The 25,960-nt window shown below is 71.0% G+C and carries 24 protein-coding genes and 2 tRNA genes; 7 read left to right on the top strand and 19 right to left on the bottom strand.

The annotated features are described in order from the left end of the window. Nucleotides 1–107 precede the first annotated feature (107 nt). Nucleotides 108–524, top strand: coding sequence for a Fur family transcriptional regulator (locus ACGFR9_RS06960; protein ID WP_393203661.1), 417 nt, complete (start codon nucleotides 108–110; stop codon nucleotides 522–524). An 86-nt stretch (nucleotides 525–610) separates the two neighbouring features. Here ACGFR9_RS06960 and ACGFR9_RS06955 read toward each other — a convergent pair. The 4 genes from ACGFR9_RS06955 to ACGFR9_RS06940 all read right to left on the bottom strand — a co-directional run bounded on the left by ACGFR9_RS06955 (nucleotide 611) and on the right by ACGFR9_RS06940 (nucleotide 6,104). Next, nucleotides 611–684 (bottom strand) — tRNA-Met (locus ACGFR9_RS06955). A gap of 314 nt (nucleotides 685–998) precedes the next feature. Further along, the gene (locus tag ACGFR9_RS06950; RefSeq protein ID WP_393203659.1) at nucleotides 999–2,813 is read right to left on the bottom strand and encodes a tetratricopeptide repeat protein; all 1,815 of its coding nucleotides are present in this window, start codon (nucleotides 2,811–2,813) and stop codon (nucleotides 999–1,001) included. 222 nt (nucleotides 2,814–3,035) lie between these two features. Then, nucleotides 3,036–3,109, bottom strand: a tRNA-Met gene (locus tag ACGFR9_RS06945). A 55-nt stretch (nucleotides 3,110–3,164) separates the two neighbouring features. Further along, a complete protein-coding gene (locus tag ACGFR9_RS06940; protein ID WP_311641992.1) occupies nucleotides 3,165–6,104 on the bottom strand; it encodes a UPF0182 family protein in 2,940 nt (979 codons plus the stop codon). A 163-nt stretch (nucleotides 6,105–6,267) separates the two neighbouring features. On the opposite strand from ACGFR9_RS06940, the gene ACGFR9_RS06935 reads away from it, so the two are divergent. After that, nucleotides 6,268–6,810 (top strand): PPA1309 family protein, encoded by a 543-nt coding sequence (locus ACGFR9_RS06935; RefSeq protein WP_393203657.1) that lies wholly within the window; start codon nucleotides 6,268–6,270, stop codon nucleotides 6,808–6,810. A 9-nt stretch (nucleotides 6,811–6,819) separates the two neighbouring features. Here ACGFR9_RS06935 and ACGFR9_RS06930 read toward each other — a convergent pair whose 3' ends face one another. The 4 genes from ACGFR9_RS06930 to ACGFR9_RS06915 form a co-directional block, all read right to left on the bottom strand. Beyond that, complete coding sequence (locus ACGFR9_RS06930; RefSeq protein ID WP_393203655.1) at nucleotides 6,820–7,914, bottom strand: PDZ domain-containing protein; 1,095 nt, start codon at nucleotides 7,912–7,914, stop codon at nucleotides 6,820–6,822. A gap of 100 nt (nucleotides 7,915–8,014) precedes the next feature. Beyond that, the gene (locus ACGFR9_RS06925) at nucleotides 8,015–8,179 is read right to left on the bottom strand and encodes a hypothetical protein (RefSeq protein ID WP_199808999.1); all 165 of its coding nucleotides are present in this window, start codon (nucleotides 8,177–8,179) and stop codon (nucleotides 8,015–8,017) included. A 258-nt stretch (nucleotides 8,180–8,437) separates the two neighbouring features. Further along, nucleotides 8,438–8,896 carry a molybdenum cofactor biosynthesis protein MoaE gene (locus ACGFR9_RS06920; RefSeq protein ID WP_030219985.1) on the bottom strand — a complete coding sequence of 153 codons (459 nt, stop codon included), beginning with the start codon at nucleotides 8,894–8,896 and terminating at the stop codon, nucleotides 8,438–8,440. A gap of 133 nt (nucleotides 8,897–9,029) precedes the next feature. After that, nucleotides 9,030–10,142 carry an SDR family oxidoreductase gene (locus ACGFR9_RS06915; protein ID WP_393203652.1) on the bottom strand — a complete coding sequence of 371 codons (1,113 nt, stop codon included), beginning with the start codon at nucleotides 10,140–10,142 and terminating at the stop codon, nucleotides 9,030–9,032. A gap of 192 nt (nucleotides 10,143–10,334) precedes the next feature. Here ACGFR9_RS06915 and ACGFR9_RS06910 point away from each other — a divergent pair, with 192 nt between their 5' ends. Then, the gene (locus ACGFR9_RS06910; protein WP_393203650.1) at nucleotides 10,335–11,774 is read left to right on the top strand and encodes a zinc-dependent metalloprotease; all 1,440 of its coding nucleotides are present in this window, start codon (nucleotides 10,335–10,337) and stop codon (nucleotides 11,772–11,774) included. Beyond that, nucleotides 11,771–12,292, top strand: a complete 522-nt coding sequence (locus ACGFR9_RS06905) for an NUDIX hydrolase (protein WP_393203649.1) — start codon at nucleotides 11,771–11,773, stop codon at nucleotides 12,290–12,292. Before ACGFR9_RS06910 ends, ACGFR9_RS06905 begins: the two co-directional genes overlap by 4 nt. Nucleotides 12,293–12,341: 49 nt before the next feature. Here ACGFR9_RS06905 and ACGFR9_RS06900 read toward each other — a convergent pair whose 3' ends face one another. From ACGFR9_RS06900 to ACGFR9_RS06885, 4 genes are all read right to left on the bottom strand, one after another. After that, nucleotides 12,342–13,097: an AIM24 family protein gene (locus tag ACGFR9_RS06900; protein WP_030219994.1), complete on the bottom strand. Its 756-nt coding sequence runs from the start codon at nucleotides 13,095–13,097 to the stop codon at nucleotides 12,342–12,344. Between the two features lie 17 nt (nucleotides 13,098–13,114). Continuing rightward, a complete protein-coding gene (locus ACGFR9_RS06895) occupies nucleotides 13,115–13,795 on the bottom strand; it encodes an AIM24 family protein (RefSeq protein ID WP_030219997.1) in 681 nt (226 codons plus the stop codon). An 11-nt stretch (nucleotides 13,796–13,806) separates the two neighbouring features. Beyond that, entirely contained in the window at nucleotides 13,807–15,492 is a 1,686-nt protein-coding gene (locus ACGFR9_RS06890; protein ID WP_393203646.1) for a TerD family protein, read from the bottom strand. Nucleotides 15,493–15,629: 137 nt separating this feature from the next. Then, nucleotides 15,630–16,226, bottom strand: a complete 597-nt coding sequence (locus ACGFR9_RS06885) for a M48 family metallopeptidase (RefSeq protein ID WP_393203644.1) — start codon at nucleotides 16,224–16,226, stop codon at nucleotides 15,630–15,632. 217 nt (nucleotides 16,227–16,443) lie between these two features. Here ACGFR9_RS06885 and ACGFR9_RS06880 point away from each other — a divergent pair, with 217 nt between their 5' ends. Together ACGFR9_RS06880 and ACGFR9_RS06875 are read left to right on the top strand one after the other, a co-directional pair. Further along, a complete protein-coding gene (locus ACGFR9_RS06880) occupies nucleotides 16,444–17,670 on the top strand; it encodes a TOMM precursor leader peptide-binding protein (RefSeq protein WP_393203642.1) in 1,227 nt (408 codons plus the stop codon). Further along, nucleotides 17,663–19,030 (top strand): ABC1 kinase family protein, encoded by a 1,368-nt coding sequence (locus ACGFR9_RS06875; RefSeq protein WP_393203641.1) that lies wholly within the window; start codon nucleotides 17,663–17,665, stop codon nucleotides 19,028–19,030. The genes ACGFR9_RS06880 and ACGFR9_RS06875 overlap by 8 nt, the downstream gene beginning before the upstream one ends. A gap of 37 nt (nucleotides 19,031–19,067) precedes the next feature. Here ACGFR9_RS06875 and ACGFR9_RS06870 read toward each other — a convergent pair whose 3' ends face one another. The 5 genes from ACGFR9_RS06870 to ACGFR9_RS06850 all read right to left on the bottom strand — a co-directional run bounded on the left by ACGFR9_RS06870 (nucleotide 19,068) and on the right by ACGFR9_RS06850 (nucleotide 23,052). Then, nucleotides 19,068–19,277: a hypothetical protein gene (locus ACGFR9_RS06870; protein ID WP_393203639.1), complete on the bottom strand. Its 210-nt coding sequence runs from the start codon at nucleotides 19,275–19,277 to the stop codon at nucleotides 19,068–19,070. Between the two features lie 129 nt (nucleotides 19,278–19,406). Continuing rightward, nucleotides 19,407–19,730 (bottom strand): hypothetical protein, encoded by a 324-nt coding sequence (locus tag ACGFR9_RS06865; protein WP_393203637.1) that lies wholly within the window; start codon nucleotides 19,728–19,730, stop codon nucleotides 19,407–19,409. Continuing rightward, complete coding sequence (locus tag ACGFR9_RS06860; protein WP_393203635.1) at nucleotides 19,727–20,095, bottom strand: WhiB family transcriptional regulator; 369 nt, start codon at nucleotides 20,093–20,095, stop codon at nucleotides 19,727–19,729. The genes ACGFR9_RS06865 and ACGFR9_RS06860 overlap by 4 nt, the downstream gene beginning before the upstream one ends. A gap of 163 nt (nucleotides 20,096–20,258) precedes the next feature. Next, a complete protein-coding gene (locus ACGFR9_RS06855; protein WP_393203633.1) occupies nucleotides 20,259–20,573 on the bottom strand; it encodes a hypothetical protein in 315 nt (104 codons plus the stop codon). Nucleotides 20,574–20,736: 163 nt separating this feature from the next. Then, nucleotides 20,737–23,052 carry an ATP-dependent DNA helicase UvrD2 gene (locus ACGFR9_RS06850; protein WP_393203631.1) on the bottom strand — a complete coding sequence of 772 codons (2,316 nt, stop codon included), beginning with the start codon at nucleotides 23,050–23,052 and terminating at the stop codon, nucleotides 20,737–20,739. Nucleotides 23,053–23,153: 101 nt separating this feature from the next. Here ACGFR9_RS06850 and ACGFR9_RS06845 point away from each other — a divergent pair, with 101 nt between their 5' ends. Continuing rightward, complete coding sequence (locus ACGFR9_RS06845) at nucleotides 23,154–23,396, top strand: mycoredoxin (RefSeq protein ID WP_005312266.1); 243 nt, start codon at nucleotides 23,154–23,156, stop codon at nucleotides 23,394–23,396. 66 nt (nucleotides 23,397–23,462) lie between these two features. Here ACGFR9_RS06845 and nudC read toward each other — a convergent pair whose 3' ends face one another. Continuing rightward, a complete protein-coding gene (gene nudC, locus ACGFR9_RS06840) occupies nucleotides 23,463–24,407 on the bottom strand; it encodes an NAD(+) diphosphatase (RefSeq protein ID WP_393203629.1) in 945 nt (314 codons plus the stop codon). 131 nt (nucleotides 24,408–24,538) lie between these two features. Further along, nucleotides 24,539–25,951, bottom strand: a complete 1,413-nt coding sequence (locus ACGFR9_RS06835; protein WP_393203627.1) for a dipeptidase — start codon at nucleotides 25,949–25,951, stop codon at nucleotides 24,539–24,541. Nucleotides 25,952–25,960: the final 9 nt, after the last annotated feature.

Here is a 25,960-nt window from a genome sequence, read left to right as displayed (position 1 = left end):
TGGCCAAAGCCGATCCCGATCCTACAATGGACAATGTCTAAGTCAAGTAAGGCTCCAAAGTCACACCCGTTCGGGACTCCGATCCCCCTGCTGTTAGGCTGGTTCCTATGAGTGACCTTCTGGAACGGCTCCGTGGACGTGGATGGCGGATGACCGCGCAGCGCCGTGTCGTGGCCGAGGTCCTCGACGGCGACCATGTCCACCTGACGGCCGACGAGGTACACGCCAGGGCCGTCGTCAAGCTGCCCGAGATCTCCCGGGCGACCGTCTACAACACCCTGGGCGAGCTGGTCTCGCTGGGTGAGGTGCTCGAGGTCGCCACGGACAAGCGGGCCAAGCGGTACGACCCGAACGCCCACCGTCCGCACCACCACCTGGTGTGTGCGCGCTGCGGCGCGATCCGCGATGTCCATCCGACCGGCAATCCGCTGGCGGACCTGCCCGACACGGAGCGTTTCGGTTTCGCGGTCTCCGACGTCGAGGTGACGTACCGCGGGGTCTGCCCGAACTGCGCGTCCGCGTAGCCGAAAGCCCCGGCGCCTCTGAGTGCCGGGATCGCAGATACGACCGAGGGCCGGAATCCATTCGGATTCCGGCCCTCGGCCTTCAGTAGCGGGGACAGGATTTGAACCTGCGACCTCTGGGTTATGAGCCCAGCGAGCTACCGAGCTGCTCCACCCCGCGTCGATGAATGAAACACTACGTCAACCCATCCGACAGAAGCAAATCCATGAACCGCGGGCACACCCGCCCCGTCAGTGCGGCTACCCGCGCCGCGCCACTGCGGGTGCCCGCGCCTCGTAACTGCGGGTGCCCGCGCCGCTCAACTGCGGCTGCCCGCGCCGCGTAACTGCGGGCAATCGTGCCGCTGGGGCGGCACGGGTGGGCGCAGCGGCACCCCGCAATCGCCGGGCTGCGCAACACCCCCGCCCAGCCGTCGCAACCTCACCCCGCACCACCCGGCGCAGCCTCACGATCCCGCACCACCCCGCGCAGCCTCACGCGGACAGCTCCTCCCGCAACGCGTCCCGCAGCCGCGTGGCCCGCTCGGCCACAGCCACCGGCCCCAGCCCCACCGCCCGCTCGGCCCACCGCTGCCCCTCCGCCAACTCCCCCCGCCGCGCATACACCAGCGCAAGCCGCAACGCCGCCCGCCCATGCCCCGCATCGGCCGCCCGCGTCCACCACACCGCCGCCTCCGGCTCACTCCCCTCCCGAGCCAACAGCAGCCCCAGATTGAACGCCCCGTTCCGCGACCCCGCCTCCGCCGCCTCCCGGTACCACCGCGCCGCCTCGACCACGTCCCCCCGCGCCGCCGCGAGCATCCCCACCCGCACCTGCGCCCGGCGATGCCCCTGCGAGGCGGCCCGCTCGTACCACTCCTCGCACTCGCTGCGCCGGTTCACCGGCTCCCCCAGCTCATGCTCGGGCTCCGGCGGCCGACGCGCGTCCAGCAGCGTCGCCAGCCGGTAGGCGGCCTCCGCGCTGCCACCCCCCGCCGCGCACCTCAGGAACCGCTCCGCCTCGCTCTCCTCACCCTCCCGCAGCCGCGCCATGCCGACCTGCAGCGCCGCCTCCATGTGCCCGGCGGCCGCCGCCCGCTCGTACCAGCGCAGCGCGGACCGCTCCTCCCCCCGGCCCGCGTGCAGGATGCCGAGGTTGAAGGCGGCGTCCACGCTGCCGGTCTCCGCCGCCTTGGAGAACCACGGCTCCGCGCCGGTCTCGTCGCCGGCCCGCAGGAGCAGGATCGCCAGCGCGTTCGCCGCCTCCCGGTGGCCGGCGTACGCGGCCCGGCGGTACCACTGCTCGGCCTGGCCGGTCCGGCCCTGGTCGGCGCAGAGCAGCCCGAGGTTGTACGCGCCGTTGATGTCACCCGCGTCCATCGCGGCCCGGTACCAGCGCTCGGCGGTCTGGGTCTCGCCGCGCTCGGCGTGCAGCGCGCCCAGCGCGTTGGCGGCGTTGCCGTCGCCGTCCTGGGCGGCCCGCAGCCACCACACGGCGGCGCTCTCGCTGTCCCCGGCGTCGCGCAGCAGGAAGCCGAGGGCGCAGGCGGCACGGGCCTCGCCGTCCTTGGCGGAGGTCAGATACCAGCGGCCGGCCTCCTTGAGGTCGCCGCGTCTTTCCAGGATCGTCCCGAGGTGCAGCGCGGCCCGGCGGTGTCCGCGCGCGGCGGCCTGCCGGTACCACTGCTCGGCCTCCCCGACCAGCGCCGTACCGTCGTCGTGGCTCTCCCGTACGGCCCTGCCCTCCAGCGCGCGGGCCAGCCGGTACGCCCCTTCCCGGTGCCCCCGTTCGGCGGCGGCCCGCATCCAGCGCTCGGCCCCCGCCGTGTCCCCGCGGTGTTCCAGCAGGTCGGCGAGGGCGTACGCGCCCAGGGTGTGGCCCTGCTCGGCGGACTGGCGCAGCCAGTACTCGGCGGCCGGTTCGTCCCCGCGCTCCCGGTGGTGGCGGCCCAGCGCGTGGGCGGCCGCGGTGGAGCCGGCGACGGCGGCGATGCGCCACCAGCCGGCGGCCTCGTCGGCGTAGCCCCGCTGGAGCAGCAGGACGCCCAGGTTGTTGGCGGCGGCGCGGTCGCCCGCGGCGGTGGCGGCGCGCAGATGGGGTTCGGCTCCGTCGAGATCACCGCGGCGCAGCATCATGGCGCCGAGGACACTCATCGCTTCCACATCGCCGGTCTCGGCGGCGAGCCGCCGGCGCAGCTCCTCCGCCGCCTCGTCGGCGGCCTCCCCCGCGTCGCGGGGTTCCTCCTGAACGGAGGACTTCACAGAACGCCCTGTCTCGAACAGAGTTGCCTTGTCCCCCATACCATCCATCGTCGCACCACCTGCAACCTGGGTACACCTGGCATACCGCGGTCAGTGAGGTCACTACAGCGTTTTGTCGACATGCCCACAGAGAGACAAGTCAAACACAGATCTGCCAACTCCCGTCGGCGGCACGGCCGTAGCCCGGCCAGGTACATGCGTTCGCCCATCACAAAGGCCCGGATTCCTTGAGGAATCCGGGCCTTTGAAGTCACCTGCCGGTGACGTGAGTAGCGGGGACAGGATTTGAACCTGCGACCTCTGGGTTATGAGCCCAGCGAGCTACCGAGCTGCTCCACCCCGCGCCGTTGTGCTGCAACCCTAGCACGGCGCGGGAGGGGCATTTGACCAGGCCGGTCGCTAACTGCTCGGGCTCGCGTCGGGACTGGGCTCGCTCTCCCCGCCCCCGGCTCCGCCACCCCCTTCGGAGGACTGGGCCGCCTCGGCCTTGCGCAGCGCGTCCTCCAGGTCCTTCTGTGCCTTGCCGTAGGCCTCCCAGTCGTTCTTCTTCAGGGCTTCCTGGCCGGCGTCGAAGGCCTTCTGGGCGTCGTTCAGCGCCTCCTGGACCGTCGGGTTGTCGGAAGCCGGCGGTGGCGTCGTGCCCTCGTCCTCACCGGCGCCCTCGTCCTCGCCCGGTGGTGGCTCGGTGGGCGTGCCCTCACCGGCGAAGACCTTGTTCAGGGCCTCGTCGAGGGTGTCCTCGAAGGCCGTCTGGCCTCCGTAGGTCACCAGCACCTTCCGCAGCAGCGGATACTTCAGCCCGCCACCGCGCACATAGACCGGCTCCACATAGAGCAGTCCCCCGTCGAGCGGGACGGCGAGCAGGTTGCCGTACTCGACCTCCGAGTCGCCGCCTCTCAGCAGCCTGATGGACTCGGCGATGTTCTGTTCGGAGTTGAACTGGCTCTGGACCTGTTTGGGTCCGGCGGCCGTGGTGCTGGTCGGCAGCTTCAGGACTCTGATCTTGCCGTAGTCGTCGGTGCCCGGATCGGCGTTCACCGCCATGAAGGCACTGAGGTTGTCACGGCCGTTCGGTGTGAACGTCGTGGTGAGCGAGAAGGTCTGCTCCGACTGGTCGGGCATCTTCATGCTCAGGTAGTACGGCGGAACCGCGTCGCCCGTCTTGTTGGTCGGGTCGTCCGGCACCTGCCACACCTCGCTGCCCGAGAGGAACGTGGTGGCGTCCTTCACGTGGTAGCGGGTCAGCAGTTCGCGCTGCACCTTGAACAGGTCCTGCGGATACCGCAGATGGGCCATCAGATCGCCGGAGATCTCGGTCTTCGGCTGCACCGTGTCCGGGAAGGCCTTCATCCAGGTCTTCAGGACCGGGTCCTGGGTGTCCCACTGGTAGAGCTTGACCTCGCCGCTGTACGCGTCGACGGTCGCCTTCACCGAGTTGCGGATGTAGTTGACCTGGTTCTGCTGGGCCACCACCGCGCGCTGGTCGTTGGTGGCGGTCAGCGAGTCGGCCGTGGTGTCACCCAGGGTCGTCCGCGACGCGTACGGATAGCCGTTGGTGGTCGTGTAGGCGTCGACGATCCACTGGATACGGCCGTCCACGACCGCCGGATAGGCGTCGCCGTCGATGGTCAGCCAGGGGGCGATCGCCTCGACGCGCTCCTTGGGCGTGCGGTTGTAGAGGATCCGTGAACCCTCGCCGATCGCACCCGAGTAAAGGATCTGCGGCTCGCTGAACGCCACCGCGTAGGCGGCCCGGTTGACCGGGTTGGCGAGGTTGACCCCGCTGTCGCCCTTGTAGCTGTACGTCTTCTCGCCGTTGTCGTCGGAGTAGTCGATCTCCTTCTGCGGACCGCCGACGATCGAGTACGTCGTCGTGCGCTCGCCGTAGTAGACGCGCTGCTCGTACGACCCCAGGTCGCCCTTGGAGGGCAGGTCGGACTCGGTGAACTCGGGACGGCCGCCGGCGTCGGCGCTGGTGCCCTCGGCGGCGACGACCCCGTATCCGTGCGTGTACCGGAAGTGGTCGTTGATCCAGTTCCGCTTCGGGATGCCGCTGAGGTTCAGCTCGCGCAGACCGATGACGGTGTCCTGGTCCTTGCCGTCCTTGCTGTAGCGGTCGACGTCCAGGTTGGTCGGGAACGCGTAGTAGTTCCTGATCTGCTGGAGCTGCTGGAACGTCGGCGAGACGATGTTCGGGTCCATGATCCGAATGCTCGCCGTGTCACCGACGTCGTCCCGCAGCCGCGTCTTGTCCTGGGTCTGACTGGTGCCCGGGTACTCGGTCACCTGGGAGTCGTCGATGCCGTAGGCCTCACGCGTGGCCTTGAGGTTCTTCTCGACGTACGGCGCTTCCTTGGCCTGCTCGTTCGGCTGGACCTGGAACTTCTGCACGATCGCCGGGTACAGGCCGCCGATGAGGATCGCCGACAGCACCATCAGACCGAAGCCGATCACGGGCAGCTGCCAGGTGCGCCGCCACAGGGTGGCGAAGAACAGCAACGCGCAGATCACGGCGATGCAGAACAGGATCGTCTTGGCCGGCAGATAGGCGTTGGCGTCGACGTACCTCAGGCCCGTCCAGCTGTCGGTGGCCTTGAAGTCGCTGGACTTCACCGCCAGTCCGTACCGGTCGAGCCAGTAGGCGACCGCCTTCAGGGCGACGAAGATGCCGAGGAGCACCGAGAGGTGTCCGGTGGCAGCGGCCGTGGCACGCGCGCCGGGGCTGGTGATGCGCAGCCCGCCGTACAGGTAGTGGGTGAGCGCGGCGGCGATCAGCGCCAGGATGGTGGCGGCGAAGCCGAAGCCGAGCAGGAACCGGTACCAGGGCAGGTCGAAGGCGTAGAAGGAGACGTCGAGCTTGAACTGCGGGTCCTTCTGGCCGAACGGCACGCCGTTGACCCACATCAGCCAGGTCCGCCACTGGCTCGACGCCGAGGCGCCGGCGATCAGGCCGACCAGCGCGGTGATGCCGAGCAGCAGCCACTTCTTGTAGGGGGCGATGCCCATCCGGTACCGGTCGAGGTTCTGCTGCTCCATCGACATGGCGCTCAGCGGCGGCCGCATGCGGTGGGCCAGCCAGACGTTGAAGCCGACCGCGAGGGCCATCAGCAGACCGAAGACGAAGAACAGTCCGATCTTGGTCGACAGGGTCGTGGTGAACACCGACGAGTAGTCGACCGAGCGGTACCACAGCCAGTCGGTCCAGAAGCCCGCGAACATGGTGAAGACCATGCCGAGGACGGCCAGGACGCCCAGTGTCATGAGCAGGGTCCGGACCCGCCGGGACGGGCGGCCCACTCTGATCCGTGGCCCCGTCGGGCCTCCGCCGCGGTCCGGCATCTGGAAAGCCAAGGTAGGCACCTCGAAGTTCGCTGTTGATTCGTCAGGCCCGCGTCTTCACGGACCGTGTACGGGCCCCTGTGATCGGGGCCCACACCTATGCAACTTACTCACGCTTTACTCGGTTCCCGATTCCGGTGAGGAACGAGAGAGGATTGTGACCATGTCCAACACACCCATGGCGGCCAACCCGCTCACCCGCGCCGTGCTCGAGATCGACGAGTACGTCTCCGGCCTCGGCTGGGACCAGCCCGCCCGCCTCTTCGCCCTCGTCGACACCGCCCGGCTGCGGGCAGAACAGCCCTCGCTCGCGGACCGGCTCGGTCTGGGCGACGAACAGGAGACAACCGCTCTCACCCCGATCGAGCAGGACGAGGTTCCAACGGGCAAGCCGCTCGACGAGTTCCTGGGCACCATCGCCTGGCCCGGCTCGGTGACCGGCTGCGCCCTTGCCGTGGAGCGGCTGATGCTGCCTCCGTCGGCCGAGGCCCAGGTTCCCAAGGACCTGGACGAGGCCGCGCTGACGAACTGGGTGGCACAGCACCCTGAGCGTCAGGAGGTCCGGATGACGGTCGCGGTGCTGCGCGACGGGACCCGCGAGTCGGCACTGCGGCTCCGTGAGAAGGACTCCCCCACGGAGGTCCTCACCGGCTCCGACCTGGTGCCGGGTCTGGCCCAGGCGCTCACCGCGACGTTCGAGGAGTAACGCGGCCGGTCAGGACACCGCGCACTTCGGCAGGTCCGCGGTGTCCCCGGAGCGGATGTCCTCCAGGGCGCCCAGGGCGTCGTCGATGGTGTCCACCTTCACCAGGGTCAGCCCGTCGGGGGTGTCCTGGGCGGCGGACGCGCAGTTGTCGGCGGGCGTGAGGAAGTACTGGGCGCCCTTGCTGCGCGCGCCGACGGTCTTCATCTCGATCCCGCCGATCGGCCCGACCTTGCCGTCGTCGTCGATGGTGCCGGTGCCGGCGACGAACTTGCCGCCGGTGAGGCTGCCGGGGGTGAGCTTGTCGTAGATGCCGAGCGCGAACATCAGGCCCGCGCTCGGCCCGCCGACGTCCGCCAGCTTGATGTCGATGCTGAACGGGAAGGTGTGGTCGGTCCCGGCGGAGATGCCGACGATCGCGCGCTGCTCGCCGCCGTCGTCGGAGTCCGTGGTGGTGATCGTGACCTTCTCGGTCTTCGTCGCCGCCCGGTTCGCCTTCTCGGCTGCGGCCTGCTCCTTGGCCGGCACGATCGTGAAGACGACGTCCTCGCCCGGCTTGTGCTCGGTGACCAGCTCGGCGACGTCGGCCGGCTCCTTCACCGTCTTGCCGTCGACGGTCTTGATCACGTCGCCCGCGTGCAGCCTGCCCTCGGACGGGGACCCCTTGACGACCGTGGAGACGATCACCCAGGACTTCACCGGGACGTCGAGCTGCTTCAGCGCCGCGACCTTGGCACTCTCCTGCGACTGGCTGAACTCCTCGGCGTTCTCCTGGGTGGACTCCTCCTCCGTCTTGCCGTCGGGGTAGAGGGTCTCGTGCGGCACGACCTTGTTGTCGTGCGCAAGCCAGCCGTAGACGGCCTCGACGAGGTTCATCCGGTAGTCGGCGCTGGTGACCCGCACCGTGGTCATGTTGAGATGGCCGTCCGTCGGATACGTCTTGCGTCCGTCGATCTGCAGCACCGGCTCGCCGTCGTGCTCGCCCAGCGTGTTCACCGTCGGCCCCGGCGACATCTCCGAGTAGGGCACAGGGAAGAACACTCCCGCACACAGGAGCGCGATCAGCATCAAGGTGGAGGCGAGCATCGTCGCGGTGCGGCGTGGCATGCCTCGACAGTACGGGACAGACCTGTCAGCACACCGTCAGGGCCGCCCGGACGGGCGGCCCTGCTCGCTCTGTACGCCGTGACCTGCTGTTCTACGGCTTTCAGCTACCTGAGCGCGGCTTTTCCATGGCCTCGCGGAAGCGGGCGTAACCGATGACCTCCGGGCCGTCGCCGCGCACCTTGCGCGTGCGATTGGCCCAACTGCCCCACAGCCCCGCTCCGATCGCGGCCACAAGCGGAATCAGCAACCAGGCAAGCGCTGCCATGCCGACCTCCCAACCCCATGAGCGTCCGCAACTGACTGATCAGCAGATTAACCATCCGCAGTGACAACGCTCACGCCCGGGGTGGGGTTACGCAACCGGAGCCCTGGGCGCGCCTCAGCAGGCGCCGCCCTCGCCCTCCCCGGACGACGGCGCTACGCGCCGACCCGCCCTCCCGTCGCCCGACCACCACCCCCGAACGACGGCGCTACGCGCCGACCCGCCCTCCCGTCGCCCGACCACCACCCCCGAACGACGGCGCTACGCGCCGACCCACTCCTCTGTGCCGTCCGAGAACCTCTGGTGCTTCCAGATCGGCACCTCGTGCTTGAGGTCGTCGATCAGCTTCCGGCAGGCCTCGAAGGCCTCCCCCCGGTGCGGACACGACACGCCGACGACGACCGCAAGGTCCCCGACCCTGAGGTCGCCCACACGGTGCACGGCGGCCAGCGCACGGACGGGGTGATCGGCGGCGACCTTCTCGGCGATCCGCCGCATCCGGTCCTCGGCGCTCGGGTGGCACGAATAGCCGAGCTCGTCGACGTCGGCGCCCCCGTCGTGGTTGCGCACGGTCCCTACGAACAGCGCCGTCCCGCCCGCCGCGTCGTCGCCGACCGCGCGGAGGACCTCGTCCACGGACAGTGGTGTGTCGCGGATCGCGATCAGCTTGATCGGGTCCTGCGCGGCCTGCTCACCGGGGTGATCGTGCGTGGATGCCATGCCCCCATCGTGCCCCACCCCGACGGCGACCCGGAACAGACCCGGCACACACGCGTGCACGGCCGCCGGACCTCGCGGGCGGTACGGCGTCCCCGCCCCGACCGGCACACACGCGTGGTGCCGCTGTGGCGCCTCAGATGCGGCGGCGCGCCTTCCGGGCCCGGCGTACCACCGCCGCCGCGCCCAGCAGGGCGACCGTCGCTCCCGCGGCGCCCGCCGCCGTCGCGTCCTTGCGTCCCAGCCGCCGTCCGGCGACCGTGTGCCGGCCGGACACCTCCTCGAGGAGCTGGGCGAGCACCTCCTCGTTGGTGTGCGCGGGCCGCCACCCGGCGTCGTGCAGCCTGCTGCCGCTCACCACCCAGGGGTACATCGTGTACGCCAGGTCCCCGGCGGGGGACGGGGTGAGCCCGATCCGGTGCAGGCGGGCCGCCGCGCCGAGCGCGACCGCCGACGGCAGCTCCATCCGCCGGATGCCGGTGAGCTCCTCGACCTCCTCCTGCTCGAGCCAGCCGTCGCAGCCGACTGCCAGCTCGCCGTCGGCCTTCTCCAGCACGGTGTACTCGAGGGCGCTGCACAGGTCGTCGACGTGGCAGAACTGCCAGGCGGGCCGCGACCCGGCCACCACGAGCAGCCGGGGAGACTCGAAATACCTGGTCAGCGCCGTGTCGGTGCCGCCGACCAGCAGGGCGGGGCGTACGACGGTGACATTGAGGCCGGGGTGTGCCCGGGGTGCCCGGCGCGCGAGGCGCTCGATCTCCAGGAGGTCCCCGACGCCCGTGGCCTCCGCCGTGGCCCGCAGTTCCGCGTCCTCGGACAGCGGCAGCTCGTTGTCCGGCAGGGCCCCGTAGACCATCGTCGAGGTGCACAGCACCACGCGGTGCACCCCGACGGCCGCGGCGGCGGTCAGCACCGTCTGGGTGCCCCGTACGTTGTAGGCCGTCCGGGCGGCCGCGTCGGTCTCCAGGTCGAGGTCGAGCGCGAGGTGGACCACGACGTCGGCCCCGCGCAGCTTGTCCGCGATCGCCGGATCCCGTACGTCCAGGATGTGCCAGCGCGCGTCGTCGCACTCGCCTCGCCGCTCGTCGATGGCGATGACCTGCTTGATCTCCTCCGAGGCGGCGAGCCGCGCGGTGAGCAGGGCACCGACGCCGGACGCGGCTCCGGTGACCGCGACGACGGGCCCGCGCGGGGCGGCACTGGTTGAGTTGTTTCGCGCTGCGCGAACCTGTGGATCTGGGGAACTCACCGGGCGTCTCCAGTGGTTGTCTTCAGTACGGGCGCAAGCGACGCGTACGTACCAGGTGGCATCCATCCTGCCGCAGGCGTTCTGTCGGCGAAGCACCGAGGCCCGAACCGCTTCAGGTGTCTACGCTGGGTGGTGTTGTCGGGCAGCCGTGCCGCCGGAAAGAACCGGTGGCCCTACCAGCCGAGGAAACCCGTGAGTGACACCCCATTCGGATTCGGCCTTCCGCCGGAGGAGCCGGACGACGGCGACGAGGGCAAGAAGAAGGACCCGCAGAGCGGTGGTGGTCAGGGCCCGGCCAACCCGTTCGGCTTCGGCATGTCCGGAGCAGGAGGATTTGGCGGCCCGGGCGCGGACAATCCGTTCGCGGCGATGTTCGGGTCGCTGAACCCCACCGACCTGGGCGCGGCGTTCCAGCAGCTCGGCCAGATGCTCTCGTACGAGGGCGGGCCGGTGAACTGGGACATGGCCAAGCAGATCGCGCGGCAGACCGTCGCGCAGGGCACCGCGGACGGGTCGAAGGACGCGAGCGTCGGGGCCTCCGACCGCAAGGCCGTGGAGGAAGCGGTCCGTCTGGCCGATCTGTGGCTGGACGACGCGACCTCGCTGCCGTCGGGCGCCCACTCCTCCGTGGCCTGGAGCCGCGCGGAGTGGGTCGAGGCGACCCTGCCCGCGTGGCGCGAGCTGGTCGACCCGGTCGCCGAGCGCGTCGGTAACGCGATGGGCGATGTCCTGCCGGAGGAGATGCAGGCCATGGCCGGCCCGCTGATCGGCATGATGCGCTCCATGGGCGGCGCCATGTTCGGCACGCAGATCGGGCAGGCCGTAGGCGTGCTCGCCGGTGAGGTCGTCGGCTCGTCCGACATCGGCCTTCCGCTCGGTCCGGCCGGCAAGGCCGCGCTGCTGCCGCTGAACATCGAGACGTTCGGCAAGGACCTGGGCGTCCCCCAGGAGGAGGTGCGGCTGTATCTCGCCTTGCGCGAGGCCGCCCACCAGCGTCTTTTCGCCCATGTGCCGTGGCTGCGCTCGCATCTGTTCGGCGCCGTGGACGGCTATGCGCGCGGGATCAAGGTCGACACCGGCAAGCTCGAGGACGTCGTCGGGCAGTTCGACCCGCAGAACCCCGAGCAGCTGCAGGAGGCCCTTCAGCAGGGCATGTTCCAGCCGGAGGACACGCCCGAGCAGAAGGCTGCCCTGGCCCGTCTGGAGACGGCGCTGGCGCTCGTCGAGGGCTGGGTGGACGCGGTGGTGCACGCCGCCGCCAAGCCGCGGCTGTCGTCGGCGGACGCCCTGCGCGAGACGCTGCGCCGCCGCCGCGCCTCGGGCGGTCCGGCGGAGCAGACGTTCGCCACGCTGATCGGTCTGGAGCTGCGCCCGCGTCGGCTGCGCGACGCCTCGCGGCTGTGGGCGTCGCTCACCGACGCGCGCGGGGTCGACGGCCGGGACGCGCTGTGGGCACACCCGGACATGCTGCCGACGGCGACCGACCTGGACGACCCGGACGGTTTCGTGCACCGAGAGCAGATCGACTTCTCCGAGCTGGACAAGATGCTCGGCGAAGCCGCCGGTGGCACGCCCGACCTCAGGAAGAAGGACGACGGCGAGGACAAGAACAAGGGCGACGACACCGAGTGACCCTTCACGACGACGCGGTCCTCGTGCTCAAGGGGTACGAGGACCAGTCCGAACTGCGCCAGACCTATCTGACCCACCTCGCGGCGCATCCGGACGGCATGTGGAAGGCCTGTACGGACGGTCACATCACGGCGAGCGGCCTGGTGATCGACCCGGAGCGGGGCCGGGTGCTGCTGACCCTGCACCGGAAGCTGCGCATGTGGCTCCAGATGGGCGGGCACTGCGAGCCTGGCGATGTCTCGCTCGCGGCGGCGGCTCTGCGGGAGGCGACGGAGGAGTCCGGCATCACCGGACTGACGCTGGCGCCCGGGGGCCCGGTGCGGCTGGACCGTCATCACACGCCGTGTGCCTGGCATCTGGACGTCCAGTACGCGGCGCTGGCCCCCTCCGGGGCCGTCGAGGCGATCAGCGAGGAGTCCCTCGACCTGCGCTGGTTCCCGTACGACGAGGTGGCGGACGTGGCCGACACCTCGGTCACCCGTCTGGTCGAAGCGACCCGGACGAGACTGGGCGTCTGAGACACGGGTAAGGGGCGGCCGCAATGGCGGCCGCCCCTTACCCGTGGATTCAGCTCCAGACGTTGCCCTGGTTCTGGCCGCGGGCCCCCTGCTGTCCCATGCCGTACTGGGCGGAGAGGCCGGAGCCGATCTGGGCGTTCTGCGGCGGCAGCAGCTCGCTGGGCTGCACCAGCGCGAAGCCGGTGCCCATGAAGCTGAGCTCCCAGCCCTCGCCGGTGCTGCCGCGGCGCCGCCACACCCCGGAGGAGTGGGTCTGCGCCTGCATCTGCACGCGCAGGGACGTGGACCAGGCGACGATCGCGTCCGCGTCGCAGTTGACGTACTTGTCCGGCGTCACCTGCATCAGCAGCGGCATACCGGAGGTCATCAGCGCGACCCTGCCCTGGCCGGTGATGTTGAGCTGGTACTTCCCGGAGCCGGAGATGCCGTACAGGCTGTCGACGGCGATGACCTCGTGGTGCAGTGAGGAGTCCATCGCGAGCACATAGCTGCTGTCGACCGTCAGCCCGTCCTGCTCCACCTCCATGACGTGGATGCGCTGGGCGAGGTTGGCGAGATAGACGGTGCCCTGCCCGTGGCAGCGCATCAGGTCGAGTCCCTCACCGGTGTGCGCACGCGCGCGTGAGGCGCTGTTGCTCTGGTACTCGGCGTCGAACTCGACGAGTCCCTGATAGGCGACCATGGCGCCCTTGCGGGCGAGGATGTCGTCGTGACCCTCCAGGGCGACACGGAGCATCTGCTGGTTCTGCAGACTCCAGCGGTCCTGGGACTGCTGGTCGTTGTACGCGAAAAGCGGGCTCTGCATGGTGTGGTTGCTCCCCCTCAGCCCCGGACCCGGAGACGGTCGGTGCTGTCCTCACTGGGCTGGACGACGACGATGCCCTGGCCGGAGAAGGCCATCTGGTAGGCCTCCCCGCTGCCGCGGCCGATCAGCGACTGTGCCCGGAAGCTGCGCTTGCCCTTCACCTTGAGGTTCGGGGACCAGGCGACGAGGGCGTCCGGATCGACGTAGGTCTCGTCGTCGCCACCACCGCAGTCGACGACGATCGGCTTGCCGCGCGAGGTGAGCGCGACCCAGCCCTGCCCGGAGATCTTGGTGTTCCACAGGCCCTGTCCGGCGAACTTCGCCAGGCCCTTGACCCGTTCCACGCCCCATGTGAGATGGGCGTCGAAGGCGAGCAGATTGGTGGCATTGACGGAGATGCCGTCGCCGTTGAGGTTGATCACGACGACGTTGGCGCCGTAGTCGGCGAGGTACAGCAGACCGTCGCCGGAGCACTTCATCAGGGGCGCGCCCTCACCGGTGAGCCAGTCCTTGGCGATCTGACGCACGGCGGGCGGGTTGGGCTCGTACTGGACGAACCCTTCGTAGGCGACCATCGACCCCACCCGCGCGAGAAGGTCGTTGCCGGTCTGCATGGCGACCTTCAGCATGTGATTGCCGTGGTTCTCCATGCGGGCGGTGACGGGTGCGGGAGCGAAGCCCGCGAGTGGCTGGTTCATAACGGGCTCCCTCAGATCTCGTACGGCTGGACGACGATGAAGTTGCCGGGTGCACCCCGGAACTGCAGGTTCACGCTCTCCCCCGTGTCGCCGGGGTAGGAGTTGCGGCGCATCCGCACCTGGCTGGAGACGACCACCTGGGAGGCGGCGGACCAGGCGACCACGGCGTTGCAGTCGGCGAACGTCGTGGGTGTGACCGGCAGCACCACGGGCACGCCGTGGGTCTTCACGACGATGGTGCCGGTGCCCTGGAACTGCATCGTGAACAGCGCGCCGCCCGGGATGCCGTGCCCCTCGATACGGCGGACCTCGTACTGGAGGCCCTCGTCGAAGGCGAGCACGTTCTCGGCGGAGACGCAGACGGCGTCGCCCTGGAGCTCGATCGGGTGCAGCATCGTGGAGTTCTCGGCGAAGAACACCTGGCCCTGGCCGGTGCAGCGCATCAGCTGCATCTCCTGACCGGTGGCGTTGCCGACGATGCGGCCGGAGAAACCGGCGCCCTTGTAGCTGAAGTCGACCTTGCCCTGGTAGAGCACCATGCTGCCCTGCCGGGCGAGCACGGGCTGTCCGCCGACACCGAGGTCCGCGCGGACGAGTTTCTTGTTCTGCTGCGTCCAGCGCTGGCCGGTGGGCGTCTCCTTGAACTGCTGGAGCGCGCCCAGGACACCCGGGCCCTGCGGAGCACCGTGGGGAGCGCCCTGCGGTGCCCCGTAGGGGGCCTGCGGGGCGGGCGGCTGTCCGGGCGGCGGCTGGTGTCCGTAACCCTGAGGGGGCGGCGGCTGGCCGTAGCCGGGCGGTGCCTGCGGGCCCGGCGGCTGTCCGTAGCCCGGCGGCGGGGCGGGCTGGCCGTAGGGCGGCTGCTGGCCCGGCTGGCCGAAGGGGGCGGGGGCCGGCGCCGGGGGAGGTACGGGGGATCCGCCGGGCGGGGTGTGCAGGGGGGCGACGATGGTCGGCGCGGTGTGCACCGGCGGCGCGGCCGGTGCGGGAGCCGGCGGCGGCGTGAAGCCCGGTGCGGCCGGCTGGGGCACGGGAGCCGGAGCCGGCACGGGTGCCGGGCCACCGCCGGGCGCTCCGAACGCGGGCGGCGCGGCGGCCTGGGCGGGCGGCGCGAAACCGGGCGCGGCACCGCCGGCCGCCGGCTGCTGCGGCGGGGCGGCGGCCGGCTCCTCCTCGGCCACCTCGCCGCCGAAGTTCTTCAGCAGCGCGTCGAGCCCGCCGTCGAAACCCTGTCCGACGGCGGCGAACCGCCAGACGTCCTTGAAGTAGAAGTCACCCAGCATCACGGCCCGCTCGGTGGAGAACTCCGAGCCGCTGAACGGATACCGGGCCACTTCCTCGCCACCCGCGACGATACGGATGTACCCGGGTCCGACCTGCGACATCTGGCCGGCACCGTCGAGAGTCGCCGTGAAGGACAGCTTCCTGATCTGCTGCGGGATCCGGTCGAGCGTCACGCGGAACGACTCGGTGTCGCCCGCCTGCGCACCCAGGAGCTGAACGGACTCCTCGGGGGACTTCGGCTGGTTGTAGAAAATGAAGTACCGGTCGTCCGAGAGCCGTTCGTCGGCGTCGAGACCGAAGCAGCTGATGTCGAAGGTCAGGCCCGGGCCGGAGATCTGCACACCCACGTACAGATCCGTCCCTGCCGTCAGATCACTGATCCTGGCCTTGTGGCCGCGTTGGAATTCCCTGGCCATACGTACGACCGTCCCCCATCCCGAATGTGAGTGCGTCGCGCCAGGCTAACCGCAAACTCCGACACCGGATGAAGTCGGTACAGACCCGGTACACAACGCACGGGCGGGCCCGCGACGCGCTCACCTCGGGCGGGAGCTCACACGTCGCGCGCACCGGGAACATGCGGCAGCCGCTCCGCCGCCACCACTCCCTCGAGATAGCCGCGGGCCCGCTCGGTCCTGGGATACGCCTCGAGCAGCCGCCAGAAACGCGGGCCGTGCCCGGGGACCAGCAGATGCGCCAGCTCATGGCAGAGGACGTAGTCGACGACGTACTCCGGCATGCCCTGCAGCCGGTGCGACAGCCGGATGCTCCCCTCGGCCGGGGTGCACGAGCCCCAGCGGGTGTTCTGGTTGGTCACCCAGCGCACCGAGGCGGGTCTGGCCCGACCGTCGAAGTACTGGCCGGACAGCCGCCGGGCGCGCTCGGCCAGCTCGGTGTCGCCGAGTGCCCGCCTGCTCTCCTGGGCGGCCAGCTTGTCGAGCATGACGGTCACCCAGCGCTGCTCCTCCGCCTCGGACATCCGGGCGGGGATGAGCACGACGGTGCGATCGCCCTCGCGGTACGCGGAGACCGTCCTGCGGCGGCGGGTGCTCCTGCGGACCTCGATCGCGCTCGCCCGTGAGCCGTTCGTCGGCTGGCTCGTCGCGCTGCGCTGTGACTTTCCGGCGCGGTGCAGTGGGTCGGCGGGCACGCACCGACCGTACCCGCTGGACACGGGGAAGTCTTGGCTCCGGGACGGTTCTCCGGCGATACCACCTCCGGGCGCCGGATTTGTACGATGAGTCCCGCCCCCTGTGGACAACTTTCGGCAGACCTCGGCGGGTCCCGGCATGCTGGCATGCGTCGGGTGAGCCGCGACGGACTCGCCCGCTCGACGGGGACGTTCCAGGACATACGGGGGTTCTGTCATGCATCCGATGGTCAAGCCCGCGCTGCGGCGCGGCTGGCGTGATCTCAACACCGTGCAGTTCGGGATGACACCGGCGCACGCGTTGACGCTGGGTCCGATGGACACGGCCACGGGCAGTTTCCTCGACCTGCTCAACGGCACGCGCGGCCGGGAGCTCCTGCGGGAGGAGGCCCGGCGCATGGATCTGTCCGAGGGGCACGTCGACCGGCTGGTGCGCCGGCTGTCGCGGGCCGGGCTGCTCGACGACTCCCGCGGCGGCGGGCCGGCCGCAGAAGCGCTGCGCGAGAGAACCGAGGTGCTCGACCGGCTCCGTCCGGACCTGGCGTCGCTCTCCCTGACCACCTCCGAACCCGGCGATCCGCTCCGCCGGCTGGCGGCGCGCCGCAGTATGCGTGTGCAGGTGAGGGGTGCGGGACGGGTGGGCGCCGCGCTCGCGGCGCTGCTGTCGGGAGCCGGGGTGGGCGAGGTCGACGTGCGGGACGTCGGGCGCGTCGAGCCGTGGGACGTGGCGCCGGGCGGGCTGCCCGCCGAGTCCGTCGGCGACCGCAGGGACGAGGCGGCACGCCGGGCCGCGCGCCGCGCCGCCCCGGACCGGCCGCCTCACCGCACCGACCGGTCCGCGCTGGACGAGGGCGACCCCGGCTTCTCCCTGGTGGTGCTCGCCCCGCGGGACGACGTCGCCGTGCACGCGCCCGACCCGGCGTCCGCTCGGACCCTGCTGTCCTCGGGCACTCCTCATCTCTACGCCGGTGTCGTGGAGGGGACCGGTGTGGTGGGCCCGCTGGTCCTGCCCGGGGAGACGGGCTGCGCGGGCTGCCTCCAGCAGGACCGCACCGACCGGGACCCGGCCTGGCCACGGCTGGTCGCGCAGTGGCGCTCCGGCCGGCAGCGCCGGGTGGGTGCCTGCGATCTGACGCTGGCCACGACGGTGGCCGGGCTGGCGGCCGCCCACGCGCTCATGTTCCTCGACGGCCGGCTTCCGTCCAGCGCCGGCGCACGCTGGGAGGCAGCCGTCCCCGGGCTGGAGTGGCGGACGCGGCCGGTCCGGCCGCATGCGGAGTGTCCGTGCGGGGCCGCCCTGGGAGATCCGGAAAAACGTAAGGGAGAACACACCCCCGGAGACGAGCCGTCGCACGAGACAATGGCCGTGCACGGGCCGTCGGACGAGTGGCGCCGCAAGGCGGACGCGAAGCGGCCGGCAGGGACTTGGAGGGCGCATGTCTGATCTTCCCCGGAAGGCGGTCACCCGGACCGCCAAGCTGGCCGCGCTCCCGCTCGGCTTCGCCGGGCGGGCGACCTGGGGACTCGGCAAGCGGATCGTGGGCGAGTCCGCGGAGCTGGTCGGCCGCGAGCTCCAGCAGCGGACCGCCGAGCAGCTCTTCAAGGTGCTCGGCGAGCTCAAGGGCGGCGCGATGAAGTTCGGCCAGGCCCTGTCCGTGTTCGAGTCGGCCCTGCCGGAGGAGATCGCCGGCCCCTACCGCGCGGCGCTGACCAAGCTCCAGGAGGCGGCCCCGCCGATGCCGACCCGTACGGTGCACGGGGTGCTCCGGGAGCGGCTGGGCGAGGACTGGCAGGAGCTGTTCCTGGAGTTCGAGGACAAACCGTCCGCCGCGGCCTCGATCGGCCAGGTGCACCGGGGTGTGTGGCACGACGGCCGCGAGGTGGCGGTCAAGGTGCAGTATCCGGGCGCGGGCGAGGCCCTGCTGTCCGACCTGAACCAGCTGAGCCGCTTCGCCCGTCTGCTGGGTCCGCTCATTCCGGGCATGGACGTCAAACCGCTGATCGCGGAGCTCAAGGACCGGGTCTCCGAGGAACTGGACTACGGTCTCGAGGCCCAGGCCCAGCGGGCCCACGCCGAGGAGTTCACCGAGGACCCCGACGTGGTCGTGCCGGGCGTGGTCCACCAGTGCGAGCAGGTGCTGGTCACCGAATGGATGGACGGCATACCACTGTCGGAGATCATCTCGGACGGCACCGAGGCGCAGCGCGACCGGGCCGGCCAGCTCCTGGCCCGCTTCCTGTTCTCCGGCCCCGCCCGCACCGGTCTGCTGCACGCCGACCCGCACCCCGGCAACTTCCGTCTGCTGCCGGGCGGTCCGGAGGGCGAGGACGACTGGCGGCTGGGTGTACTGGACTTCGGCACGGTCGACCGGCTCCCCGGCGGACTGCCCGAACCGATCGGCGAGGCCCTGCGGATGACCCTGGACGGCGAGGCCGAGGCCGTCTACGAGATGCTCTGCGCCGAGGGCTTCGTCAAGGAGTCGATCGAGCTGGACCCCGACTCCGTCCTCGACTATCTGCTGCCGATCATCGAGCCGGCCGCGGCCGGCGAGTTCACCTTCACCCGGAGCTGGATGCGGAGTCAGGCGACCCGGATAGCCGACCCGCGCTCCCCCGCCTCCCAGTTGGCCAAGCAGCTCAACCTCCCCCCGGCCTATCTGCTGATCCACCGGGTGACCCTGAGCACGATCGGCGTGCTCTGTCAGCTGGGTGCGACCGTGCGGCTGCGGGCCGAACTGGAGGAGTGGCTGCCGGGCTTCGTCCCGGAGGAACCGGTGGAGGAGGAGTCGGCCGCGCAGGCGTGACACGCCCGGCGGTCACCCCGCGTACCGGCCGTCGCCGCTACCACCACTGTGCGTCCAGGCGGCCCTCGATCGCCCGCAGGTTGTCGCGCGAGCACGGCTCGCAGTAGTGCCGGGCGGCGCCGTTCTCCACGGAGAAGGTCCAGGTCGGCTGTGGTCCTTCGGCGCGGGTGCCGCAGCGTGCGCACACCAGCGGCTCCGGCTCGGCCATGGTGCCGTCGTCGCCGCTGTCACCGTGATGACTCGTCACCCGGCGACGATAACGCCGTCCCCGGCGGCCCGCCCGCGCCACGCACCGCGGGGGCCGGCCCGTGTGAACGGACCGGCCCCCGCGAGCAGGGCGGGGCCTCCGGATGGGGAGGCCGTCGCTTCGGCTCGGTTACTGCATGACCGCCATGGCGAGCGCGCGGCGGGCGCGCCGGGAGGCGCGCTCCGCCCGGCGCTGCATCCGGCGAGCGGTCACCAGGCTGGTGGCCTGGCGCTCCCGCTGCGCCTCCCGCAGTCGCTCGTGCATATGCGCACGGGCCAGGGCTTCTGGAATGAGTTGCATCTCTCGGGTCCTGTTCTGGCGCGAGTCGTTCGCACCACTGGTGGTGAAGTCTTCGGTCGCGGAGCCTGCGGGCTCGTGGGCGGACGGCATCATCGGGGCCTGCTTCTGGGGGTCGTGCGTGAAGGGTCGGTCGATCGTTCCGGGGGTGTTCATGCCGCGACCGGGTTCTTGCGCGGGCGGCCACGCGGCCGCTTCCGGGCGACGACGACGCCCTGGACGAACAGCTCCCCACCCCAGACGCCCCAGGGCTCACGCCGCTCCTTGGCACCGGCGAGGCAGGCCTCGATCAGCGGGCAGGTGCGGCAGAGGGACTTGGCGTACTCGACGTCCGCCGGCGACTCGGCGAAGAAGACCTCCGGGTCGTAGGAACGGCACGGGACGGGTACGCCGAGGTTCTCGATGGCGTCGTCGAGCGCGGTGAGCGCCGTGAGCGGAGTCAAGGTCGGGTCCTCCGTGGAGCAGGGCTTGGGGATCGTGTCGGAAGGCGGTACGGACGGGACGTGCGCTTCGAGTTGCACGGTTCGTCTTCCTCGTCTGGTCGTTCCGGCTGTTGGCCGGTGGCGGCTGGTACCGGGTTCTTTTCTTGTCCCGAGGCGCTTCGCTCTCCCCGTTCGGGGAAAACAGAAGGGCCGCGGATCCCGGGTGGGGTTCCGCGGCCCTGAAGGCGCCGGCCTGATCGAATCAGGCTGGATCACTCCAGGGTTCTGGCCCACGGAAGGCCCACATCAGGTGGTGCTGCGTCGTCTGCTTCCGGAATCCGGCACCGGCTGCCGCAAAGGCATAGGTCTTCGCCTGTGCCACTACCGCTTCCAGTGCCTTGGTCGGTCGCTCATCGCGCTCACGGACGGCAGGAGCCGCGGGAGCGAGGGAGGACACCAGGTGTGCGGCACGGATGCCGGACAGACCGGTGCCCTGGTTCGAGGCGCCGAGCATGCACAGGGAGACGGCCGAGCGATCGGTCAGTTTGACGACGGAGCTGCTGTTGATGCTGATCACTGGACTCGCCTCCTCTCGGCGTCTAGGGGACCGGTGTGAACCGGTCCGCGGATATGCAAGTACAACACGGAATCAGGGCCTCGGAGAAGGCCGCTGTCCCCGTGCCTAAGAACCTATGGGGATTGCCGGGGCATGCGCAAACTATTTTTCCGACGAGTTCGGATCAGTTCAGGCCTCGGTCCTCGTCGAGGTCGCGACCTGCGCAGATGGCCAGAACATCGGCCCCGTAGCGGCCCAGCTTGCGCATCCCCACCCCCGGGATCCTGGCCAGCGCGTGCTCCTCGTCGGGGACCGTCTCCGCGATGGCCATCAGCGTCTTGTCGGTGAAGACGCAGAAGGCCGGCTGCCCGCTGCGCTCCGCCTGTCCGGCGCGCCAGTCCCGGAGCCGCTCGTAGAGACCCTCGTCCATGTCGGTGGGGCAGTCCTCGCAGCGCATCAGCTTCATCTCGCCCGCGTCGGTCAGCGTGCGGCCGCACACCCGGCAGCGGGCGGGACTGCGCTGTCTGCGCCGCGGGCCCGGGGCCACCGGGGCGGACGCCGTCGCGGCCGAGCCGCGCTCCACACCTCCCGCGCCGGCCGTGCCGCCACGGCCCGCGGCACCGCTGGAGCCGGGGCGCAGTCCGTCGAGGAAGCGGCTGGGCCTGCGGTTCGGCCGGCTGCCGGGTGAGCGGGAGAGCGCCCAGGAGAGATGGAGACGCTCACGAGCTCGGGTGACCCCGACATAGAGGAGGCGGCGCTCCTCCTCTATCTGCTCGTCGGTCTTTGCGTAGGTGATCGGCATCATGCCCTCGGCGACGCCGACCAGGAAGACGACGTCCCACTCCAGTCCCTTGGCCGAGTGCAGCGAGGCGAGGGTGACGCCCTGCACCGTCGGGGCGTGCTGGGCTCCGGCCCGCTCGTCGAGTTCGGCGACGAGGTCGGCGAGTGTCACGCCCGGTCGCGCGGCGGCGAAGTCCTGGGCGAGGTGCACCAGCGCGGCCAGTGACTCCCAGCGCTCGCGGACCGCTCCCGAACCGGCCGGCGGCTGCGGCGTCCAGCCCTCGCCGGAGAGCACGGCACGCACCTGGGAGGGCAGGTCGGGGGCATCGTCGAGGAGCGCGTCGTTGCCACCGAAGCGGGCCGCGCCGCGCAGGGCGATACCGGCCTTGCGCACCTCGGGACGGTCGAAGAACCGCTCGGCGCCGCGCAGCTGGTAGGGCACCCCGGCATCGGCCAGGGCCTGCTCATAGGTCTCGGACTGGGCGTTCGTCCGGAACAGGACGGCGATCTCGCTCGCCGGGACCCCCGCGTCGATCAGCTCACGGATACGGCGGGCGGCACCCTCCGCCTCGGCGGGCTCGTCGGTGTACTCGGTGAAGACCGGATCGGTCCCCGCGGCACGCTGCGAGACGAGTTCCAGCCGGTGGTCGGCGGCGCGGCCGCGGGCCTGGGCGAGCAGGCCGTTCGCCAGGTGGACGACCTGCGGGGTGGAGCGGTAGTCGCGGACCAGCTTGACGACGGTGGCCCCGGGATGGCGCGTGCGGAAGTCGAGCAGATGGTCGGGGGTTGCGCCCGTGAACGAGTAGATCGTCTGGCTGGCGTCGCCGACCACGCACAGGTTCTCCCGGTCGCCGAGCCACAGCTCCAGCAGGCGCTGCTGCAGCGGGCTGACGTCCTGGTACTCGTCGACGACGAAGTGCTGGTACTGGGCGCGGACCTGTTCGGCGATGTCGCGGCGGTCCTGCAGGACGGCGACGGTCAGCAGCAGCACGTCCTCGAAGTCGATGACGACGCGCTCCCGCTTGAGCTCCTCGTAGGCGGAGTACAGCTGGGCGATCTCGGCGGGGTCGCGGGGAACGTCCCGGCCGGCCTTGGCTGCGGCTGCCGCGTAGTCGCCCGGGACGGTCTGGGTGACCTTGGACCATTCGATCTCCGCGGTGACGTCCCGCAGCTCTCCCCGGTCGAGCCGGATGCGGCAGGCCGCGGCCGCGTCGGCGACCAGCTGTATCTTCCGGTCGACGAGCCGGGGCAGGGAACCGCCGATCGCCTTCGGCCAGAAGTACTGGAGTTGGCGCAGCGCCGCCGAGTGGAAGGTGCGGGCCTGGACCCCCACGGCGCCGAGCTGCCGCAGCCGTCCGCGCATCTCCCCGGCGGCGCGGTTGGTGAAGGTGACGGCGAGGACGCTGGACGGCTGGAGGATCCCGGCGCGCACGCCGTAGGCGATCCGGTGGGTGATCGCCCGGGTCTTGCCCGTACCGGCGCCGGCCAGCACGCACACCGGGCCCTGCAGGGCGGTGGCCACGGCGCGCTGCTCGGGGTCGAGCCCGTCGAGCACCGCGTCGGCCGAGTCCGGTACCTGTGGGAAGAGGGTGGAGTGCGTTGCTGCTGTCACACAGCCATGCTGCCAGGTCGTCGGAGACGGGTGAGCCGGTTGTCCACAGGGAGGCCGTCGCGGTCGTACTGATGCGGCGGGCATCACGCGGGCCGACGCCGCGGCCATCAGGCGGGAGCCGTGGGGCGCCCGGCGGGAATGTCTGCGCTTTCAAGTACGTTCTCCGAGCACCGAGGACTTCCCCGAACCGCCGAAGGAGCGCGAAAGGCATGCAGGGCACTGTGACGATGTACAGCACCACGTGGTGCGGTTACTGCCGTCGGCTGAAGAGCCAGATGGATCGTGAGGGCATCGCGTACACCGAGATCAACATCGAGCAGGACCCGGAGTCCGCGGCCTTCGTGGAGAAGGCGAACGGCGGAAACCAGACGGTGCCCACGGTCCTCTTCCCCGACGGTTCGACGCTCACCAACCCGTCACTGGCGCAGGTGAAGCAGAAGGTCGGCGTCTGAGCGGTTCGCACGGAGCGGGGTGGCCCCTCATCGGGAGGGAGCCGCCCCGCTTTGTCGTGCCCGGGTTCAGAAGGCGCTGCGGGTCGGCAGTTCCTTGCCGTACCAGCGTTCGATCAGACGGGCCGCGATGGAGATGCCGTACGGCGGCAGGACCTCGCCGGAGTCGAAGGCGGCTCCGAGTGCGTCGCGGGAGAACCAGCGGGCCTCGTGGATCTCGTCGCCGTCGACGTTGATCTCGGTCGAGGTGGCGCGGGCGGTGAAGCCCAGCATGAGGCTGGAGGGGAAGGGCCAGGGCTGGCTGGCGATGTACTCGACCTCGCCGATGCCGATGCCGACCTCCTCGTGGACCTCGCGGCGCACCGACTGCTCGATGGACTCGCCCGGCTCGACGAATCCGGCGAGCGTGGAGAAGCGGCCCTCGGGCCAGTGCATCTGGCGGCCGAGCAGGATGCGGTCCTGGTCGTCGACGACGGCCATGATCACCGCGGGGTCGGTGCGCGGGTAGTGCTCGGCACCGCAGGCGGGGCAGCGGCGGATGTGGCCGGCGGCGGCGATGACGGTGCGCTCCCCGCAGCGGGAGCAGAAACGGTGCAGCCGCTGCCAGTTCTCCAGGGCGACCGCGTGCACCATCAGGCCGGCCTCACGCGGCGACAGGAGCAGTCCGGCCTCGCGCAGGCCCGCCGGGCGGGCGGAGTCGTCCATGCGGCCGGGCAGGGAGTCCTTCTGCAGGGCGAAGTAGCTGACGCCGTCCTCGTCGTTGCCCAGGAAGTAGCGGTGGGCCTCGGTGAGCGGGGCCTCGAAGGACGGCGTCATGACGAGTTCGGTACGCCCGTCCGCGGTCTCGTCGATGAGGACCTGGCCGCCGGAGACCACGAAGCAGCGCGTCGAGGGGTGGCTCCACGCCGCCGCGAGCCATGCCTCGTCGAGCCGGTGGTGGGCGGCGCGGTCGATGCCGCTCGGGAGGGTGAGCGAGATGGGTCGGTCGGCGGTGTGGTCGGTCCAGGTGGTCACGGGTGCTTCCAACTCCCCCGGTGGATGGGATTGGTTCGGCGGTAGGGACGGCGGGGGCACCGGGGCCCGCTCGGCGGCGGGGCTCTTCCAGTGTGCCGCGCGCGGGGCTCCGGTTCGGACGGCGTGGGAGGTCAGGGGGCGTGCCGCCAGTGCTCGGCGAGGTCGCCCCACAGGTACGCGCTGGTCTCGACGCCTTTGAGGAGCAGGTCCAGGTCGACCTTCTCGTTCGGGGCGTGCCAGCCGTCGGACGGGACGGAGATGCCGAGGAACAGGACCGGTGCGCCGAGGACGTCCCGGAGGTCGGCGGCCGGCCCGGAGCCGCCCTCACGGGTGAAGCGGACGGGGGTGCCGAAGGCGCGGCCCATCGCGCGGACCACGGACCGCAGGGCGGGGTGGTCCAGTGGGGTCAGGCAGGGGCGGGTGGCCGGGCTGAAGGTGATCTCGTGGCGGATGCCGTCGGGGAGCTGGGCGGGCACCCAGTCGCCCACGGCCTTGCGTACGTGTTCGGGGTCCTGGCCGGCGACCAGGCGGAAGGACAGCTTCACCATGGCGGAGGACGGGATGATCGTCTTGCTTCCGGGGCCCTGGTAGCCGCCGCCGATGCCGTTGACCTCGGCGGTGGGGCGGGCCCAGACGCGCTCCAGGGTGCTGTAGCCGGCTTCGCCCCGCGTGCCGTGGGACTTGGCGGTGCGCAGCCACCGCTCCTCGTCGAAGGGCAGCTCGGCGAAGAGTTCGCGTTCGCGGCCGGTGAGCTCGACGACACCGTCGTAGAAGCCGGGGATGGCCACGCGCGCGTGCTCGTCGTGCAGGGCGGCGACAAGGCGGGCGACGGCGGTGGCCGGGTTGGGCACCGCGCCGCCGAAGGAGCCGGAGTGGATGTCCTGGTCGGGGCCGTACAGCCGGATCTCGCACTCGGCGAGGCCGCGCATTCCGGTGCACACGGTGGGGGTGTCCTCGGACCACATGCCGGTGTCGGAGACGATCACGGCGTCGGCCGTGAGCCGGTCCGCGTGCTGTTCGACGAGGGCGCGGAAGTGCGGGGAGCCGGATTCCTCCTCGCCCTCGATCAGCAGTTTCAGATGGACGGCCGGGCTGGTACGGCCGGTGGCGGCGAGGTGGGCGCGGACGCCGAGGGTGTGGAAGAACACCTGGCCCTTGTCGTCGGCGGCGCCGCGAGCGTAGAGGCGGCCGTCGCGGACGACGGGGGCGAAGGGTTCGCTGTCCCAGCCGTCCTCGCGGGCGGCGGGCTGCACGTCGTGGTGGCCGTAGACCAGCACGGTGGGTGCTCCGTGGTCGGCGGAGGGCCACTCGGCGTAGACGGCCGGGGCGCCGGGGGTGGGCCAGACCTCGACGGTGGGGAAGCCGGTCTCCTCGAGTTTCGCGGCGAGCCAGTCGGCGCTGCGGCGCACGTCGGGCGCGTGGTCGGGCTGGGCCGAGACGGACGGGATGCGCAGCCACTCGGTGAGGTCGTCGAGGAAGGCGACGCGGTGCTGTGCGATGTACGTACGGACGGCGCTGACGGCAGTGTCAACGGGCTGGCTCATGTCCTTGAG

Origin of the sequence: Streptomyces sp. NPDC048584 (assembly GCF_043199595.1) — a bacterium.
Classification (GTDB): Bacteria; Actinomycetota; Actinomycetes; order Streptomycetales; family Streptomycetaceae; genus Streptomyces; species Streptomyces edwardsiae.
The sequence above is the reverse complement of the archived record's forward strand: the minus strand, read 5'-3'. Positions and strand labels throughout refer to the sequence as shown.

What these genes read in the sequence shown, in the direction of transcription:
- ACGFR9_RS06960 (WP_393203661.1), top strand. Translation starts at nt 108, where the DNA reads ATGAGTGACCTTCTGGAACGGCTCCGTGGACGTGGATGGCGGATGACC.
- ACGFR9_RS06950 (WP_393203659.1), bottom strand. Translation starts at nt 2,813, where the DNA reads ATGGATGGTATGGGGGACAAGGCAACTCTGTTCGAGACAGGGCGTTCT.
- ACGFR9_RS06940 (WP_311641992.1), bottom strand. Translation starts at nt 6,104, where the DNA reads ATGCCGGACCGCGGCGGAGGCCCGACGGGGCCACGGATCAGAGTGGGC.
- ACGFR9_RS06935 (WP_393203657.1), top strand. Translation starts at nt 6,268, where the DNA reads ATGTCCAACACACCCATGGCGGCCAACCCGCTCACCCGCGCCGTGCTC.
- ACGFR9_RS06930 (WP_393203655.1), bottom strand. Translation starts at nt 7,914, where the DNA reads ATGCCACGCCGCACCGCGACGATGCTCGCCTCCACCTTGATGCTGATC.
- ACGFR9_RS06925 (WP_199808999.1), bottom strand. Translation starts at nt 8,179, where the DNA reads ATGGCAGCGCTTGCCTGGTTGCTGATTCCGCTTGTGGCCGCGATCGGA.
- ACGFR9_RS06920 (WP_030219985.1), bottom strand. Translation starts at nt 8,896, where the DNA reads ATGGCATCCACGCACGATCACCCCGGTGAGCAGGCCGCGCAGGACCCG.
- ACGFR9_RS06900 (WP_030219994.1), bottom strand. Translation starts at nt 13,097, where the DNA reads ATGCAGAGCCCGCTTTTCGCGTACAACGACCAGCAGTCCCAGGACCGC.
- ACGFR9_RS06895 (WP_030219997.1), bottom strand. Translation starts at nt 13,795, where the DNA reads ATGAACCAGCCACTCGCGGGCTTCGCTCCCGCACCCGTCACCGCCCGC.
- ACGFR9_RS06890 (WP_393203646.1), bottom strand. Translation starts at nt 15,492, where the DNA reads ATGGCCAGGGAATTCCAACGCGGCCACAAGGCCAGGATCAGTGATCTG.
- ACGFR9_RS06880 (WP_393203642.1), top strand. Translation starts at nt 16,444, where the DNA reads ATGCATCCGATGGTCAAGCCCGCGCTGCGGCGCGGCTGGCGTGATCTC.
- ACGFR9_RS06875 (WP_393203641.1), top strand. Translation starts at nt 17,663, where the DNA reads ATGTCTGATCTTCCCCGGAAGGCGGTCACCCGGACCGCCAAGCTGGCC.
- ACGFR9_RS06865 (WP_393203637.1), bottom strand. Translation starts at nt 19,730, where the DNA reads ATGAACACCCCCGGAACGATCGACCGACCCTTCACGCACGACCCCCAG.
- ACGFR9_RS06850 (WP_393203631.1), bottom strand. Translation starts at nt 23,052, where the DNA reads ATGGCCGCGGCGTCGGCCCGCGTGATGCCCGCCGCATCAGTACGACCG.
- ACGFR9_RS06845 (WP_005312266.1), top strand. Translation starts at nt 23,154, where the DNA reads ATGCAGGGCACTGTGACGATGTACAGCACCACGTGGTGCGGTTACTGC.
- ACGFR9_RS06835 (WP_393203627.1), bottom strand. Translation starts at nt 25,951, where the DNA reads ATGAGCCAGCCCGTTGACACTGCCGTCAGCGCCGTCCGTACGTACATC.